The sequence below is a fragment of the Klebsiella sp. NPDC088457 genome, assembly GCF_044900465.1.
Classification (GTDB): domain Bacteria; phylum Pseudomonadota; class Gammaproteobacteria; order Enterobacterales; family Enterobacteriaceae; genus Klebsiella.
The window spans coordinates 1-16,156 of the sequence record NZ_JBJDNH010000036.1 but is presented as its reverse complement, the minus strand read 5'-3'; the positions used below and the strand labels follow the sequence as shown (position 1 = coordinate 16,156).

The window sequence follows — 16,156 nt, the reverse complement described above, 5'->3', positions numbered from 1 at the left end:
TGGGTTATGCCGCCAGCAGATCCGCATGCTCCGCGGTCGCTGATGTGCCCACCACCGCCGCAACCTGATCGAAGGTCGAGTCGATGCTCAGGTTGTACTGCTCAAGGATGCCGCTCAGCGCGGTTTCCAGCGCGCTGGTATCGCCGGACATCAGGCCATACACCACCTCATGCACGACGCCGTCATGACCTTCAGATTGCGCGCTGCTCAGGCCAAGTCCGCTGAAGCTGACGTCCAGCGCCTGGATGTTGTACGGTGAGGAGGAGCCCCCCTGCAGCCCATCGCCGAACGACAGACCATCCAGGGAACCGTACAGCGTGTGCGCCGGATCGGCAAACAGGGTATAGGTTAAGTTTCCTTCCGCCACGAATGAGGTGATATTGTTCGCGGTACTGGTGATCGCATATTGGCTTCCGGACAGCGCACCGCCGTAGAAGCCGCCAGTGTTGCTTTCATCCACATTGCCGTTGGTGTGGTTAACGTCACCAAACGTGGCTGACCATTCAGCCAGATAATCATGAATGCTATAGCTGCCTACAGAGCTGTCGTAATTCACTGAAAATGCCATATTGGTCTCCTGATATTACAGATATCGCGGCCTTTTTGCGTGCCAGGCTCGCCCGAACTGCGCCGCGTTATACGGGGTTAAAAGCGATATTCAATGCCGCCCTGCACGGTACGTCCGCGACCTAAGGTATTACCCAGGGTTTCGCCGTAGCTGACCACATAGGCGCGGTTGGAGACGTTCTCAACGGATCCGCGCAGCGTCAGGTTGTCCGTGACGCGGTAGCTGGCGTAGAGATCAAACAGGGTGTAGCGCGGCCAGTCGGCCAGATAGGGGTAGTTGCTCGGGACGCTGTGATCCTGATATCCCGGGGCAAAACGTACCGTGACGCCGGCATCCAGCTTGCGGTCGAAGGCGCGTCCGCCAAGAGTAAACGAGCCGCGATCGCCCGGCAGGAACGCGGCGGAGCTGAACTGGCTGCCGCCGTCGCAGGTGACGAAGTTATTCGCTTCATCATTATCTTCCCAGTACCAGTTATTGGCGCTGCCGGCCCCCTGCTGTTTTCCGCCCAGCCAGGCTTTCCGCGAGCAGAATTCGTTTTTGCCGATCATGTGCGTGTAGGTAAAATCGGTATAAACGAAACCCGCATCGTAATTCAGCTGATACTCAATCCCGCGGAAACGGGTGCTGTTGAGGTTATTGACATACGCGGTGTTGCCCAGCCCCGGCTGGGTGATGCCAGGCTTCTCGCGGTTAATCGCCATGCTGATATAGTTCGACACTTTGGTATCGAACCAGGCCACTTTGACCGCCAGACGATCCTCCTCCTGCAGCAGACCGGACTTCAGCAGATTCATGCCCACTTCCCAAGCGCGGGAACGCTCCGCCTGCAGGAACGGGTTAGGGTATTGCGTAGAATCGCCATGGGCGCTGCCGCTGGTCAGGGTTTCGGTGATCGCCGGCGGACGCCATGAACGACCATAGGTGGTATACAGCTCCAGCCATTCGACGCCCGGCCTCACCGCCAGCGCCATGGTGGGCGACACCCGGGACTGTTCGCGATCCACCGCCCATTCATGGTAAGAGCTGGAAATAACGCAGCCGCTCAGACGACGCGAAGTGCAGGGATTATCAATGGTGTAGGTGGCTTCGGGGTAGTTCATGCCGGTGGTGCCGCGCAGACGATAGCGGTCATAACGCAGCCCGCCTTCGACGGTTAGCCAGTCGTTATACTCATAGGTCAGCGTGGAGAACAGGCTGAATATCGAACGATTCCCGCCGGGCGTCACGCCCACCATATCCTCTGACGTGGAGCGGCTGGAGGCTTTGTCATAGTAAAATTCAACGCCGTAATCCGCCTTCAGCATATGCGCCGGGGCAAGAGAGAAATGCGAGGTATTTTGCAGCTGCGCGCCATAGGTACGCAGGCGGGTTTGCGTCCAGTAATCGTCAGACGCCGCCGACGTCCCGCTACCGTAGGTATCGCTGCGCGAGTCGGTATCCACGTAGTAGAGCTTGGCGTGCAGATCGAGCCAGTCGCGATCGTACGGCGCAAGGCTGTAATCCAGAGCGACGTTGCGCGCCATCACCACGTCGTAGCCGCTCTGCTTCCAGCCTAACGTCTGGTCATCGCCTTCGCCGATGGCGGTCAGCGTACTGGCCGTCGGCGAGCTCACCTGGGTTTGCAGATAGCTCAGCTGCAGGCGCTGGTTGGCGGGCAGATTCCAGCCGACCTTCGCCATCCGCGACAGCATCTTGTAGCGGCTATCGGTAATCTGATTATTTTTTAACGCGCTGGCATAGCGATCGTAGTTGCCGGTGGCGTTGTTGACGCGAATATCGCCGATATTGCCTTTATTCCCCGGCCAGTAATCGCCCAGATGGCGCTCGCTGGCAGCCAGCAGTATATCCCCCGTCTCATTGCCCCACGCCAGCGCGCCGCTGCCGATAAAGCGGGTACCGTTATCGCCGGTACTGGCGTGTAGCTTGCCTCCCAGCTCTTTACCGTCATAGATAAAATCGCTGGCATTCAGGGTGTTAAACGTGGCGATCCCGCCTAGCGTACCGGCGCTGCCCATCCCGCCGGTGGTGCCTTTTTCAATAGTCACCCCGCTGAGCAGTTCCGGATCGATGTACATCGTGCCGTTCCGTTGACCGTGGCCGCTTTTCTGAAAATTCTGCCGCATCCCGTCGATGTTCATATTGACGCGGCCATAGTCCTGAATACCGCGAATATTCACCGACAGGGAGGGATCCTGCTGGCTGACGCTGGAGTAAACGCCGGCCGTCTGTTCAAGGATATCCGCCGCGTGCCGCGCCGGCCTGTCGTCCAACTGCTTGCGATTGATCACGCTGACGGAGCGGGGCTGCTCATAGACCCAATCATCGGCTAAGTATTTTAAGGGGGCGGTGACGGTCAATGTATCGTCTTTCGGGGCGCCGCTGACGCGGGCTGCATCGCCGCGGCGGGCGCGGAGAATGACCTGGCCGCTATCGGTAAACTCCGGGGCCACGGCGTTGTCGCCAAGCAGCTGATTCAGCGCGACGGCGATCGGCATCGGGCCGTTCAGCGGCTGCGACGTCATCCCCTGTACCGTGCGGTCTTCAAAAGCGATCTGCACGCCGGACTGCTCGCCGAAGCGTAACAGCGCGCTTTGCAACGGTTGGGAGGGAATCGAGAATTTTTTGCTGTGATTTAACGTTTCGACCGCCGGCGATGCGGCATGGCCCAGCGCCGGGGTTGCCAGCGCTAACGTCAGCGATATGGCAAAAGCAAGAGGATGGCGGCTTTTGCAAAAATGGAGCTGTAGCTGATGCATGTGTGTACTCGGCTATTGTTGATAATGGTAATCAATCTCATTCAACAATAAAGACGAACGACATACGCAAACCCGTAAAAATTTTTTAGAAAAAGTAAAAATATAAAAATGGCTAAGGGAAATGCGGCGGAATACGGCCGTCAGACTCAGTACAGCAACGTCATTCCCGGCAGCGTCATCTGCTTCGCGCCCAGGGTCTGGCACAGGGTGGTAATGGCGCGTTCAGGCTGATTGAGGGCGAAAGTGCCGCTGACGATCCGCTTTCTCAGCGTCGGGTTAATCACGATAATCGTTTGGCTCTGATAACGATTTATCTGCGCCACCGCTTCGCGGACCGGCTGTTTATCGATAATCAACCAGCCGCGGCGCCAGGCAAACTGCGCTGGCGCAACCGGGCGTCGCGTCAATTGATTATCGGCATAGTGCGCCCCCTGCTGTTCGGCCAGCACCAGCGTTTGCCCTTTATAGCTGACCCGCACGCTGTGCTCATGTACCGCCACATCCGCGCCGCCGCCAGCGAGATCGACGCTAAACTGCGTACCTAATGCCTGGGTGATGCCGCCCTTCGCTTCTACGCGAAAGGGGCGCGTCTCGCGACGGCTAAGCGGCGCCACGGTAAACCAGGCGTGTCCGGAGAGGAGCGTGATGCGCCGCTCGTTGTCGTTAAAATGCAGGGCGATGGCGCTGCGGCTATCGAGATCCACCCGGCTGCCGTCCGGTAATGTGACCTGGCGGATTTCGCCGACGGCGGTGTAATAATCGGCCTGCCAGCGCAGCCAGGGATCGGGAAGCAGAAACAGCACGGGGAGGAGCGCCAGCAGGACAACAGCGGCCGTCGCCCAGTGGCGCCAGCGGGGTCGGACCGCCGCCCGGGCCGGTAGGGGAACCACGGTGGAGGATGGCGTATTCAGGGACGAGTCAGCCGGGGCAGATCGCGGCAACGCGCCGAGCATCAGCCACAGCTGCTGCGCCTGAATCAGCGCATCGAGATGCTGCGGATCTTCATCCCGCCACGCGGTCATCGCCCGCTCCTCCTCATCGCTCAGCGACCGCTCGGCCATTTTCACAGCCCATAGCGCGGCCTGCTGACGTATTGCCTCACTTAACTGACTCATTTCACTGCTTCCTGACTATCCGGGTTAATCATTAAGACGTTTGAAACAGGTAAAACCCGTAAAAAAAATGCCATTATTTCTGCATTCCGCACAGCAGGGCTGCCAGCGCCTGCGCCAGATGTTTTTCTACCGTGCTGAGCGACACGCCCAACCGCTGCGCAATATCCGCCTGCGCCACGCCCTCAAACCGGCTGAGACGAAAAATAGTCTGCGTCCGCTCCGGCAGGGTCATCAGCTGAACGATAATCCTCTCGGCCTGCTGCTGATCAATCGCGCGTTGTTCCGCATTCGGATCGCCGCTGGGAAAATGGGCCATCTCATCGGCACTGAACGCCGTCGTTTGCCGTCGCTGCAGCTGACGGTAATGATCGAACAGCAAATTCCGGGCAGTACGGAACAGATAGGACTCACTATCCTGAATTTTTCCCTGTGGATAATGCTCGGTGAGCCGGGCAAAGCTCTCCTGCATCAGATCGTCAGCCAGTTGCGCATCATGCAGCTGGCTTTTCAGATACGCCAACAGCGGCTGGGCATGACGCTCAAACAGCACCTGCAGCTCAATATTGGACATTCACTTTTCCCTGAAGGGCTGGCACCAAAGCCACTATAAATCACATAAATGATTCTCATTTTCAACTGTGGCGTTACCGACCCGGACGCGGGGATACTCGAGGAGGGGGGACACGGTAGCAGAGAGCGCCGCCGGGAAAGGCCGCGGCGGCGCTACTCCAGATGTTTACGCTTAAACTGGCTGGCGTCGATATCATACTGCTTCATCTTGCGCCACAGCGTCGTCCGCCCGATATTGAGCAGATGGGACATCTCCTGCACCCGGCCGCTGGTGACGCGGGCGGCATGAATAATGGCCTCTTTTTCAATGGCGCTGAAGGTCAGACTAGCGGGTAACAGCGGCGAGGCGGCGTCGCTGCCCGGCCGCTCGGAAAAGAGATAGTCCGGCAGGTTGCTCAGGCGAATATGGCCGTTGTCGCTGCTGATGGCGACATTTTCAATAATGCTGTTGAGTTCAAAATCATTGCCCGGCCACGAGTAGTTCACCAGCTGCGCCAGGGCGTCATCGTCCACTTTCAGCCGCGACGAAAAGCGCTTCTCCAGGCTGCGCAGGCGGTTGTGCACCAGCGAAGAAATACTGTTGCGCCGCGCCCGCAGCGGCGGGATGACGATCTCAAATGAGTGCAGGGCGTAATAAAGCTGGCGGCTAAAGCGGTTCTGCTCCACCAGGTTGGCAAGATCGACGGTGGTGGTGGCAATCACTTTGACATCCACCGGGATCAGGCGTCGGGCATCGAGACGGGTTAACACCCCCTGCTTAATCACCTGCAGCAGCGCAGATTGCAGCTCCGGCGCCAGATACTCGATTTTTTCGAGGAATAAGGTTCCGCCGCTGGCCAGCTCCAGACGACTCAGGCGGCCGTTTTCATCATCGGTCGGCGCGCTGCCCATAAAATCCTGCCCCAGCACGCTGTCGGCATACAGCTGGCAGTTCACCGCAATATAAGGGCCGCCGGCGCGCTCGCTTTCATTATGAATTGCCTGGCCGAGCAGCTCTTTGCCCACCCCCTCTTCACCGCACAGCAAAACCGGGAAACTGCCCCGTGCCGCCTGGCGGCCAAAATGAATCAGCCGCCGGGTTTCCGGGTCGTCGGATGACATCTGCTCGAAGGTATGACTCACCTTGCCCAGCTGGCTGGTCATCAGCTGGCGCATCTGCTCCACCGGGTGCAGCAGTAAAATAAAGCTGTTGCCCTGCTCTTCGACAATCGGCTTGAGGGTAATGACGGCATCGATAAACTGATGCTGGCTTTCAAAAGTCACTTCGGCATGGCTCAGCGCACGGGCGTGCTTGATCGCCCGGCGCAACAGCGCCGGCAGGGTCACCAGCTCGTGAATATTTTTCCCCTGGCTGGACTGCGCATCAAGATGCAGAAGCGTCGCCGCCTGCACGTTAAGGAACTGCAGCACCCCCTGCTCGTTCCACGCCATCACCCCGTCATCCATGCTTTCCAGCAGGCCATACATCTGGTTGAGATGGCGGTTGGACTCGGCCAGCAGGCTGTCGGTCAGCAGCGAATTGCCCACTTCGCGGGCGATAGCCAGGGTCAGCGACAGGTCAGAGGAGGCCTGCTGGTCGGTTGTACAGCCCAGCGAAATGGAGCCAAACAGGCGGCCGTGGTTATCAAACACCGGCGTCGAACAAAATGACCAGCCGTGGAGCGCCTGTTTAAAATGTTGATCGCCTGAGGTTTTCACCGGCTGCCCCAGCATTGAGGCCAGCGAAAGCGCGCAGCTGCCGATGATGCTTTCCGCGCAGTAGCTGCCGTCAAGGAACCCCAGCTCCGCCAGCTGCGCCAGCGTCTGCGGATCGCCGCAGCGGCTGAGAATACAGGCGGACTCATCGAGGATAAACAGCGCGCAGGGGCGGCTATCCATAAACTCCCAGGCATCTTCCAGCGCGGCCTGACCAATGGTCAGCAGCGCGGTCTTCCGCCGACAGATCGATTCGAAAGTCAGCCCCTGCGCCTGATGCGGCGCCTGCCAGGTTTCCCGCGGCATAAACCTACTGCAGCGCTGCCACGACTGGCTGATAACGGAGGATACTGTTTTACCGGAGTCCTGAGTCTGCGCCGTCATTTCCCTTTCCGCTGTTGAATAATAGATAACCCCTCCGCCCATCACGGGCGGAGGGGAGAAACGCGTTGTACCCTTCATCCACAGCGAGAGCGAGGCGTTAACGCGCCAGCCACTGCTGGCCGAGCAGATCGGCCGTCAGAATGGCGGCGTACACGTTGTCGGCCGTGACCGGGAAAGGCATGTTATGGATAGTTTCGCCTTCCGCGCAGGTAGCCTTCGCCACCGCCATAATTTTGCTTTCGATGCCCTCTTTGACACCCATTTGCGCCAGCGTCATCGGCAGGCCCACTTTCTGGCAGAAGTTCAGCACCGTTGCAATCTCTTCCATTGGGCTGTTCTGCAACACCAGCTGCGCGAGGGTGCCAAACGCCACTTTTTCGCCATGGTACAGGTAGTGACACTCTTCCAGAATGGTAAAGCCGTTATGGATCGCGTGCGCGGCGGCAAGGCCGCTGCTTTCAAAACCAATGCCGCTGAGGTAGGTATTGGCCTCGACAATACGCTCCAGCGCGTCGGTCACCACGCCGGCCTGAGCGGCAAGGCGCGCTTTTTCGCCTTCAGCCAGCAGCGTATCATAGCACAGGCGGGCCAGGCTTAATGCCGCCGCCGTGGACTGACCGCCGGCCATGCTGGTCGCTCTGGCATCAAAGCAGGCCTTCGCCTCAAACCAGGTGGAGAGCGCATCGCCCATCCCGGCGACCAGCAGGCGCACCGGCGCTTTGGCGATAATCGCCGTGTCCATCACCACCATATCCGGGTTTTTCGGATAGATCAGATACTCTTCAAACTCACCGGCTTCGGTGTAAATAACCGACAGCGCGCTGGTCGGCGCATCGGTAGAGGCGATGGTCGGGATCACCACCACCGGCAGCTTCTGGTAATAACCAATGGCTTTGGCGGTATCGAGCGTCTTCCCGCCGCCTATCCCCACCACGCCGCGGCAGCCGTGCTGTTGCAAAATCGCGATCAGGCGATTGATTTCCGCATGGCTACATTCGCCATTAAACCGTTCCGCGTGGCAGCTGATGTCGTGGCTATGCAGGCCGTTGAGCACCTTGTCACCCGCCAGCTTCATGACCACCTCATCGGCAATCACGAAAAAACTGTCCGCCAGGTTTTTGGCATACTGACCAAATAGCGTGGAGGCATCAGGTCCCTGAAGATATTTGGCCGGAGATTGAATAACTCTTAGCATTCCTTTCACCCTCAAATAAGTGCATGTTTTACATGATAAGCTCTGGCGTCATCCTGTTCGGCCTTCTGCTGATGGCGGGAACGGGAGCGTATCCGGAGCGATGCAAATACTGTAGGGCGCGCGGCGAACAAAAAAATTTTTGCCGATTTTGTTCTGATATGAAACAGAGAACAATTTTACGCGTTCCATTTTGGAACATTCATCGCGGAAAAACGACGGGATTGCGATCCCGATCCGCCCGTTTAACGCAAAGTCGGACAACCAACCGGATAACACCCTAACTCAGCCGTCCATCGCAGCATAAAATGAGCAGAAATAGCGGCCTCTTCGCTCACTTATCGCGGACAGAACGAGGGCGAAAAAATCGCCTCAGGTCGCATTTTTCTCTTTATCCGGCCAATAATGTTTCATTACGGAACAAAAAATAATAATCACGTTCCGTAATGAAACCTATTTTAACGACGTTTTCTTTTGCGCTAACTCAGCCAGAATCTCTACATCGTCGGACTGTTCTTCACGCCGGACGACATCCCTACACGATGACCGCCTCCGTGCGCAGAGAGGCCGCATCGCATCACTCCGACGGAGCATGAATAATGAAAAAACTGATTAACCGTGTCGAAGATGTACTGAGTGAACAACTACTTGGCCTCGCTAAAGCCCATCCTGAATTAACGCTGCATCAGGAGCCGGTATACGTCACCCGCGCCGATGCGCCGGTGGCCGGAAAAGTGGCGCTGCTCTCCGGCGGCGGTAGCGGGCACGAACCGATGCACTGCGGCTATATCGGCCAGGGTATGCTTGCCGGCGCCTGTCCGGGCGAGATCTTTACCTCGCCGACGCCGGATAAAATGTTCGAGTGCGCGCTGCATATCGACGGAGGCGAAGGCGTCCTGCTGATCATCAAAAACTACACCGGAGATATTCTCAACTTCGAAACCGCCACCGAGCTGCTGCACGAAAGCGGCGTGAAGGTCACCACCGTGGTGATCGATGATGACGTCGCGGTCAAAGATAGCCTCTACACCGCCGGGCGGCGCGGAGTGGCGAATACCGTGCTGATTGAGAAGCTGGTTGGCGCCGCCGCCGAACGCGGCGATTCGCTGGAAGCCTGTGCCGAGCTGGGCCGCAGACTTAATAACCTCGGCCACTCGATCGGGATCGCGCTGGGCGCCTGCACCGTACCGGCCGCCGGGCAGCCGTCATTCGAATTACAGGATAATGAGATGGAGTTCGGCGTCGGCATTCACGGCGAGCCGGGCATCGACCGCCGTCCCTTCAGCTCGCTCGATCGTACCGTCGATGAAATGTTCGACACCCTGCTGGAAAACGGCACCTACAGCCGCACGCTGCGCCAGTGGGATAACGTCAAAGGCAGCTGGCAGGATGTTCAGCAGAGCAAGCAGGCGCTGCAAAAGGGCGATCGCGTCATCGCGCTGGTGAATAACCTCGGCGCCACCCCGCTCTCTGAGCTCTACGGCGTATACCACCGCCTGGCGGCACGCTGCGAGGAGAACGGTATCACGATTGAACGCAACCTCATCGGCAGCTACTGCACCTCGCTGGATATGGTGGGCTTTTCCCTCACCCTGCTGCAAGTCGACGACGATACGCTGGCGTTGTGGGACGCCCCGGTCCATACCCCGGCGCTGAACTGGGGCCATTAAGGAGCACACCATGTCACTGAACAGAACCCAAATCGTTAACTGGCTCTATCGCTGCGGCGACATCTTCACTACGGAGAAAGATTTTTTGACCGGGCTGGATAAAGAAATTGGCGACGCCGACCACGGACTGAATATGCATCGCGGCTTCAGCAAAGTGGTGGAGAAACTGCCGTCGATTGCCGATAAAGACATCGGTTTTATCCTCAAGAATACCGGAATGACGCTGCTCTCCAACGTCGGCGGCGCCAGCGGCCCGCTGTTCGGCACCTTCTTTATTCGCGCCGCCCAGGTCACCCAGGCCCACCAAAGCCTGACCCTCGACGAGCTGTATCAGATGATACGCGAAGGGGCCGACGGCGTGGTGAACCGTGGGAAAGCGGAGCCCGGCGACAAAACCATGTGCGACGTCTGGCTGCCGGTGGTCGACTCGCTGCGCCAGTCCAGTGAACAGCACCTGTCGGTACAGCACGCGCTGGATACCGCCGCGCAACAAGCCGAAACCGCCGCACATGCCACCATCACCATGCAGGCCCGTAAAGGCCGCGCCAGCTATCTCGGCGAGCGCAGCATCGGGCATCAGGATCCGGGCGCAACCTCGGTGATGTTTATGATTCAGGAGCTGGCTGCCGCAGCCAAAGAGTAAGGATAAAGCGATGGTAAACCTGGTTATTGTTTCTCATAGCGCCCAGCTGGGCGAAGGTGTCGGAGAACTGGCCCGGCAGATGTTAATCGGCGACGGCTGTAAGCTGGCGATCGCCGCCGGTATTGACGATCCTGAAAACCCGATCGGCACCGATCCGCTCAAGGTGATGGAGGCGATTGAATCCGTTGCCGATACTGACCACGTGCTGGTGATGATGGATATTGGCAGCGCCCTGCTCAGCGCCGAAACCGCGCTGGATCTCCTCGATCCGGCCATTGCGGCGAAAGTCCGTCTGTGCGCGGCGCCGCTGGTTGAAGGCACGCTGGCGGCCACCGTCAGCGCCGCCAGCGGATCGGATATCGAGAAAGTGATCCGCGACGCGATGAGCGCGCTGGAGGCCAAACGCGTACAGCTGGGATTACCATCGCCCTCAGCAGAGAGCCCAGCGGCCGCGGCAAACGCCGACGATCGTAGCGGGCAGTCCCTCTCCGTGGTGATTAAAAACCACAACGGTTTACACGTTCGCCCGGCATCACGCCTGGTGGCGACATTAGCCGGCTTTAATGCCGAACTGGTGCTGGAAAAAGATGGCAAATGCGTATCGCCGGACAGTATCAACCAGATTGCGCTGCTACAGGTACGCTGCAACGATACCTTAAGGCTGCTGGCCCGCGGGCCGGATGCCGAAGCGGCGCTGGCGGCGTTCCAGGCGCTGGCGGCAGAGAACTTTGGCGAGCGGCCGGACGCCGCTCCGGCTGCTCGCGCGCCGTCTGTCGCGCGCGTCCGGGGGACAGCGCTACTTTACCCGCTGCCGCACGCCGCGCCGCTGCGGCAACACGGCGCGGATAACGCCCAGGAGCAGCGGCGCCTGAAACAGGCCATTGACCAGACGCTGGCGGACCTCAACGCGTTGACCACTCTGGCGGAGGAGAATTATTCCGCCGATATCGCCGCCATTTTTTCCGGCCACCATACCCTGCTTGATGACCCGGACTTATATGACGCCGCCTGCGATCTTATGCGCGATGAACAGTGCGGCGCCGAATGGGCGTGGTATCAGGTGCTGGCCGATCTCAGCCAGCAGTATCGTCATCTGAGCGATACCTACCTGCAGGCGCGCTATATTGATATTGAAGATCTTCTCCACCGGACGCGATGTCATCTGCAGGGCCGTAGCGAAGCGCCGCTGGCGGTCAGTGAGCCGACCATTATCATCGCCGACGATATCTTCCCCTCCACCGTACTGCAGCTGGAGCGCCGGATGGTGAAAGGAATCTGCCTGCAGGAGGGAAGCGAGGTGTCCCACGCCGCGATTATCGCGCGCCAGGCCGGTATCGCCTGCCTGTGTCAGCAGGGAGAGGCGTTGAAAAACGTGCGCAGCGGCGAAGCGCTCACGCTTGATGTCGCCGGGAAGCGTATTATCCGCGGGTAAATAGTCTGTACCCCTTCTTAACGCCGGAGGCACCGCCTCCGGGGATTGTGTTTTCGCTCAACCTCCAGGAACCGTTATGTCTCAATTCTTTTTTAATCAGCGCGCCAGCCTCGTCGACGAAGTCATTGAAGGGACGATTATCGCCAGTCCGTGGAATAACCTGGCGCGGCTGGAGAGCGACCCGGCGATTCGCGTGGTCGTTCGTCGCGATCTGAACAAAAACAACGTTGCGGTGATTTCCGGCGGCGGCTCCGGCCATGAACCTGCCCACGTCGGTTTTATCGGTAAAGGGATGCTCACCGCCGCCGTCTGCGGCGATATTTTTGCCTCCCCGAGCGTCGATGCGGTGCTGACCGCGATTCAGGCGGTCACCGGCGAAGCGGGCTGCCTGCTGATCGTTAAAAACTATACCGGCGATCGCCTTAACTTCGGCCTCGCCGCCGAGAAAGCGCGCCGCCTGGGCTATAGCGTCGAGATGCTGATCGTCGGCGACGATATTTCGCTGCCGGATAATAAACATCCGCGCGGGATCGCCGGAACCATTCTGGTGCATAAAGTGGCCGGTTACTTTGCCGAACGCGGCTACAACCTCGCCACGGTGCTGCGCGAAGCCCGGTACGCGGCGAACCATACCTGTAGCCTCGGCCTTGCCCTCGCCAGCTGCCACCTGCCGCAGGAAGCCGCAACCGCGCCGCGCCATCATCCGGATCGGGCCGAGCTGGGTATGGGCATTCACGGCGAACCCGGCGCCTCGGTCATCGCCACCCAAAACAGTGAGCAGATTGTGCAGCTGATGGTGGAGAAGCTGAGCGCCGCCCTGCCGCAAACCGGCCGCCTGGCGGTGATGATCAACAACCTCGGCGGGGTGTCGGTGGCGGAAATGGCGATCCTGACCCGCGAACTGGCCAGCACGCCGCTCCATCAGCGCATCGACTGGCTGATGGGCCCGGCGTCGCTGGTGACGGCGCTGGATATGAAAGGCTTCTCAATAACCGCTATCGTGCTGGAAGAGAGTATTGAAAAGGCGCTGCTTTCCGAAGTGGAGACCGCCAGCTGGCCCACGCCGGTACAGCCGCGGGCGGTCTGCGTGATGCCTTCCGCACTGCGCAGCAGCCGCGTGGAGTTCCAGCCTTCAGAAAATAGCGCAGTGGCGGACTATGTGGAGCAGATCACCGGCACGCTGTCCGCGCTGGAGACGCAGCTGAATGCGCTGGATGCGAAAGTCGGCGATGGCGATACCGGATCGACCTTCGCCGCCGGCGCGCGTGACATTGCCGACCTGCTGCACCGCCAACAGCTGCCGCTCGCCAGCCTTGCCACCCTGTTTGCCCTGATCGGCGAACGCCTGACCGTGGTCATGGGCGGTTCCAGCGGCGTGCTGATGTCGATCTTCTTTACCGCCGCCGGGCAGAAACTGGAGCAAGGGGCCAGCGTGGCGGAGGCGCTGAACGCCGGTCTGGCGCAGATGAAGTTTTATGGCGGGGCGGATGAAGGCGATCGTACGATGATCGACGCCCTGCAGCCGGCGCTGGCGTCGCTGCTTGCCGCGCCGGAGAATTTACCGGCGGCCTTTGCCACAGCAGAAGCGGGCGCCGAGCGCACCCGCCATGCCAGCAAGGCTGGCGCCGGACGCGCATCGTACCTCAACAGCGACAGCCTGCTGGGCAATATGGACCCGGGCGCCCACGCGGTGGCGATGGTGTTCAAAACGCTGGCGGAAAAACAGCGCGGGTAAGCGCTCTTTCTTCTAATAACCGCATAAACATCCCCGGCGGCAGCGCTTAGCCGGGGCCGGGCGCCCGGGCAAGGCGTTGACGCCGCAGCCCGGGGATCGCTCCTGCCGCACCCCGGCCTATTTACTGTGCCAGTATGCCTGGGAGCGCACCAGCTGCGGGTCAATCTCGTCATTTTCAAACCGGCCGAGCAGCGATTTCACCACCGCGCCCTCGCCGGTCAGCCAGATAAAGTAATCTTGCGCCGGAACGCTTACCTGCGCCAGGCGTTCAGCCAGCGCTGACGATTGATGGCCGACGATCCACTCAATATTGAAACCCTGCAGATCCGCCAGATAGTCTTGATAAGATTCGTCGCCAATCGTCACCAGCGCCGTTACCTGCGGGGGCGCGGGCAGACGGCTGAGTCCCAGCAGACGACGGCGTAGCGCGGGCATCCCGGATTCATCACAGACATACAGCTGCCAGGCGTAATCTTCCGGCACCACCAGCGAGCCACGCGGGCCGCCGATAACCAGCTTATCGCCGACCTTCGCCGCCAGCGCCCAACTGCTGGCGACACCGCCGTCATGAATAAAAAAGTCATACGCCAGTTCATGACGCCCGGCATCGTACAGCGGTGTGTAATCACGCGTCGCCGGGCGGACGCCCTCGCCCCAGTTAATGCCCTCTTCCGTCACCTCCGGCGGCACAAACGCGGCGCCGGCTTCCGGGAAGAAGAGCTTGGTATGGTCATCAAACCCCTGAGAAACAAAGCCATCCAGCGCATCGCCGCCCAGCACAATACGCTGGAAGGCGCTGCCGATACGCTCAACGCGCAGCACGGTTAACTCACGGAAACGCAGTTCGTTGCGCACGCGCTGTGGGTACTGAGGTGCTTTCGTTTTTATCATCGTCGGTCGCCTTCGTGAAATTTATAGATATATCTAAATTTTGTGTAAATGATAATGATTGCCATTAAAAAAGAATGCAAGTTTTTTTTGATATAGGCATAACAAAAAGCAACAAAGTGCAAAATATAAAAATTAATCAAACAAAATCAAATAATTAAAAAATAAACCTTTCTCCGTGTTGCTTAGGAAGCATATTTAGATATAGATTAGATATATCAAAAATAAACAGGAGTTAACGATGCGACATCATCATGAAGAAGGCCGCGGGTCCCGCGGACACCACCCTGAACATGGCGAGCACGGCGAACATGGCCGTAGAGGCGGCGGCCGCCGTCAGCGGTTCTTTGGCCACGGCGAGCTGCGCCTGGTGATCCTCGATATCCTCACCCGTAACGCCAGCCACGGTTACGAACTGATTAAAGAGATCGAAAATCTGACTCAGGGTAACTACAGCCCGAGCCCGGGCGTCATCTACCCAACGCTCGATCTCCTGCAGGACCAGGGACTGATCGCCGTCGAAGAGGAAAATGGCCGCAAAAAAATCGCCATTACCGAAGAAGGCAGCCGCCTGCATGCGGACAACCAGGAGCAGCTGGGCCAGATTCAGGCACGAATGCAGGCCCGGATGGTCGGCTACGAACTGCGTAAAAATCCGCAGATGAAGCGGGCGCTGGAAAACTTTAAAGCCGTACTGGATATCAAAGTGAACCAGCAGCCCAGCAGCGATGCGCAGCTAAAGCAGATTATCGCCATCATCGATCGCGCGGCGATGGAGATTTCCCAGCTCGATTAATCGGTAGTCTCGCCCTCTGCCCTCATATCGGGCAGCCTGCACCGCCGCGACGCAGGCGGCGGCACGCCTGACGGTGAGTTTGTTGTGCCGGTTCAGGAGTAAAACATGCCAAAAATATCGCCGTGAGATTAAATCTTGCGCAATTGCGCTTTCACGCTGCGTTTATCCCGATTTTCAGCTCCTCCACCGAAGTGGCGTAATCCCTGCAATACTTAATTCAGTATCATGTGATACGCCCGCCCCAGGAGCTCACTTTGAACAGGTTACCTTCCAGCGCATCGGCTCTGGCCTGCAGCGCACACGCACTGAATCTCATTGAGAAGCGCACGCTTGATCATGAGGAGATGAAAGCACTCAACCAGGAGGTCAGGGAATACTTTAAAGAACATGTCAACCCGGGGTTTTTAGAGTACCGAAAATCGGTCACCGCTGGCGGGGATTACGGAGCCGTAGAGTGGCAGGCGGGAGGTTTAAATACGCTTGTCGACACGCAAGGACAAGAGTTTGTCGATTGTCTGGGTGGCTTTGGAATTTTTAATGTAGGGCACCGTAATCCAGTTGTGATTTCCGCCGTCGAGCACCAGCTCGCTAAACAACCTCTGCATAGCCAGGAGCTACTTGACCCGCTGCGGGCCATGCTGGGCAAAACGCTGGCCGCGTTAACGCCCGGCAATCTGAAATACAGCTTCTTCAGCAAGAGCGGTACGGAGTC

General features: G+C 58.8%; 13 protein-coding genes. 6 read left to right on the top strand and 7 right to left on the bottom strand.

All coding sequences use genetic code 11. From position 1 onward, the window contains the following. Window positions 1–4: 4 nt before the first annotated feature. The 6 genes from ACI2JR_RS20460 to ACI2JR_RS20435 form a co-directional block, all read right to left on the bottom strand. Complete coding sequence (locus ACI2JR_RS20460) at window positions 5–568, bottom strand: heme acquisition protein HasA (protein WP_132729629.1); 564 nt, start codon at window positions 566–568, stop codon at window positions 5–7. 77 nt (window positions 569–645) lie between these two features. Next, on the bottom strand, window positions 646–3,324 hold the full coding sequence (locus tag ACI2JR_RS20455) for a TonB-dependent hemoglobin/transferrin/lactoferrin family receptor (RefSeq protein ID WP_462479339.1): 2,679 nt from the start codon (window positions 3,322–3,324) through the stop codon (window positions 646–648). Between the two features lie 146 nt (window positions 3,325–3,470). Further along, window positions 3,471–4,439: a FecR family protein gene (locus ACI2JR_RS20450; RefSeq protein ID WP_462479338.1), complete on the bottom strand. Its 969-nt coding sequence runs from the start codon at window positions 4,437–4,439 to the stop codon at window positions 3,471–3,473. Between the two features lie 73 nt (window positions 4,440–4,512). Further along, window positions 4,513–5,010, bottom strand: coding sequence for an RNA polymerase sigma factor (locus tag ACI2JR_RS20445; protein WP_462479337.1), 498 nt, complete (start codon window positions 5,008–5,010; stop codon window positions 4,513–4,515). A 152-nt stretch (window positions 5,011–5,162) separates the two neighbouring features. After that, a complete protein-coding gene (gene dhaR / locus ACI2JR_RS20440; protein WP_132729625.1) occupies window positions 5,163–7,088 on the bottom strand; it encodes a dihydroxyacetone kinase operon transcriptional regulator DhaR in 1,926 nt (641 codons plus the stop codon). A 97-nt stretch (window positions 7,089–7,185) separates the two neighbouring features. Then, on the bottom strand, window positions 7,186–8,283 hold the full coding sequence (locus ACI2JR_RS20435; RefSeq protein ID WP_462479336.1) for a glycerol dehydrogenase: 1,098 nt from the start codon (window positions 8,281–8,283) through the stop codon (window positions 7,186–7,188). Window positions 8,284–8,879: 596 nt separating this feature from the next. Between ACI2JR_RS20435 and dhaK the strand changes: the two genes are divergently transcribed. The 4 genes from dhaK to ACI2JR_RS20415 all read left to right on the top strand — a co-directional run bounded on the left by dhaK (window position 8,880) and on the right by ACI2JR_RS20415 (window position 13,760). After that, window positions 8,880–9,950 (top strand): dihydroxyacetone kinase subunit DhaK, encoded by a 1,071-nt coding sequence (gene dhaK / locus ACI2JR_RS20430; RefSeq protein WP_132729623.1) that lies wholly within the window; start codon window positions 8,880–8,882, stop codon window positions 9,948–9,950. 10 nt (window positions 9,951–9,960) lie between these two features. Then, the gene (dhaL, locus tag ACI2JR_RS20425) at window positions 9,961–10,593 is read left to right on the top strand and encodes a dihydroxyacetone kinase subunit DhaL (RefSeq protein ID WP_132729622.1); all 633 of its coding nucleotides are present in this window, start codon (window positions 9,961–9,963) and stop codon (window positions 10,591–10,593) included. Between the two features lie 10 nt (window positions 10,594–10,603). Beyond that, window positions 10,604–12,025 carry a dihydroxyacetone kinase phosphoryl donor subunit DhaM gene (gene dhaM / locus ACI2JR_RS20420; protein WP_462479335.1) on the top strand — a complete coding sequence of 474 codons (1,422 nt, stop codon included), beginning with the start codon at window positions 10,604–10,606 and terminating at the stop codon, window positions 12,023–12,025. Between the two features lie 76 nt (window positions 12,026–12,101). Beyond that, window positions 12,102–13,760, top strand: a complete 1,659-nt coding sequence (locus ACI2JR_RS20415) for a glycerone kinase (RefSeq protein ID WP_462479334.1) — start codon at window positions 12,102–12,104, stop codon at window positions 13,758–13,760. A gap of 117 nt (window positions 13,761–13,877) precedes the next feature. On the opposite strand, the gene ACI2JR_RS20410 is transcribed toward ACI2JR_RS20415, so the two are convergent. After that, entirely contained in the window at window positions 13,878–14,651 is a 774-nt protein-coding gene (locus tag ACI2JR_RS20410) for a siderophore-interacting protein (protein ID WP_462479333.1), read from the bottom strand. A gap of 238 nt (window positions 14,652–14,889) precedes the next feature. Between ACI2JR_RS20410 and ACI2JR_RS20405 the strand changes: the two genes are divergently transcribed. Both ACI2JR_RS20405 and ACI2JR_RS20400 read left to right on the top strand, forming a co-directional pair. After that, window positions 14,890–15,444 carry a PadR family transcriptional regulator gene (locus ACI2JR_RS20405; protein WP_132729618.1) on the top strand — a complete coding sequence of 185 codons (555 nt, stop codon included), beginning with the start codon at window positions 14,890–14,892 and terminating at the stop codon, window positions 15,442–15,444. A 254-nt stretch (window positions 15,445–15,698) separates the two neighbouring features. After that, on the top strand, window positions 15,699–16,156 hold a 458-nt coding region (locus ACI2JR_RS20400), incomplete at its 3' end, for an aminotransferase class III-fold pyridoxal phosphate-dependent enzyme (protein ID WP_462479332.1).

Excerpts from the sequence above, each read along its gene's own strand:
- ACI2JR_RS20435 (WP_462479336.1), bottom strand. The coding sequence starts at position 8,283 with ATGCTAAGAGTTATTCAATCTCCGGCCAAATATCTTCAGGGACCTGAT.
- ACI2JR_RS20460 (WP_132729629.1), bottom strand. The coding sequence starts at position 568 with ATGGCATTTTCAGTGAATTACGACAGCTCTGTAGGCAGCTATAGCATT.
- dhaM (WP_462479335.1), top strand. The coding sequence starts at position 10,604 with ATGGTAAACCTGGTTATTGTTTCTCATAGCGCCCAGCTGGGCGAAGGT.
- ACI2JR_RS20450 (WP_462479338.1), bottom strand. The coding sequence starts at position 4,439 with ATGAGTCAGTTAAGTGAGGCAATACGTCAGCAGGCCGCGCTATGGGCT.
- ACI2JR_RS20405 (WP_132729618.1), top strand. The coding sequence starts at position 14,890 with ATGCGACATCATCATGAAGAAGGCCGCGGGTCCCGCGGACACCACCCT.
- ACI2JR_RS20445 (WP_462479337.1), bottom strand. The coding sequence starts at position 5,010 with ATGTCCAATATTGAGCTGCAGGTGCTGTTTGAGCGTCATGCCCAGCCG.
- ACI2JR_RS20415 (WP_462479334.1), top strand. The coding sequence starts at position 12,102 with ATGTCTCAATTCTTTTTTAATCAGCGCGCCAGCCTCGTCGACGAAGTC.
- dhaK (WP_132729623.1), top strand. The coding sequence starts at position 8,880 with ATGAAAAAACTGATTAACCGTGTCGAAGATGTACTGAGTGAACAACTA.
- dhaL (WP_132729622.1), top strand. The coding sequence starts at position 9,961 with ATGTCACTGAACAGAACCCAAATCGTTAACTGGCTCTATCGCTGCGGC.
- ACI2JR_RS20410 (WP_462479333.1), bottom strand. The coding sequence starts at position 14,651 with ATGATAAAAACGAAAGCACCTCAGTACCCACAGCGCGTGCGCAACGAA.
- ACI2JR_RS20455 (WP_462479339.1), bottom strand. The coding sequence starts at position 3,324 with ATGCATCAGCTACAGCTCCATTTTTGCAAAAGCCGCCATCCTCTTGCT.
- dhaR (WP_132729625.1), bottom strand. The coding sequence starts at position 7,088 with ATGACGGCGCAGACTCAGGACTCCGGTAAAACAGTATCCTCCGTTATC.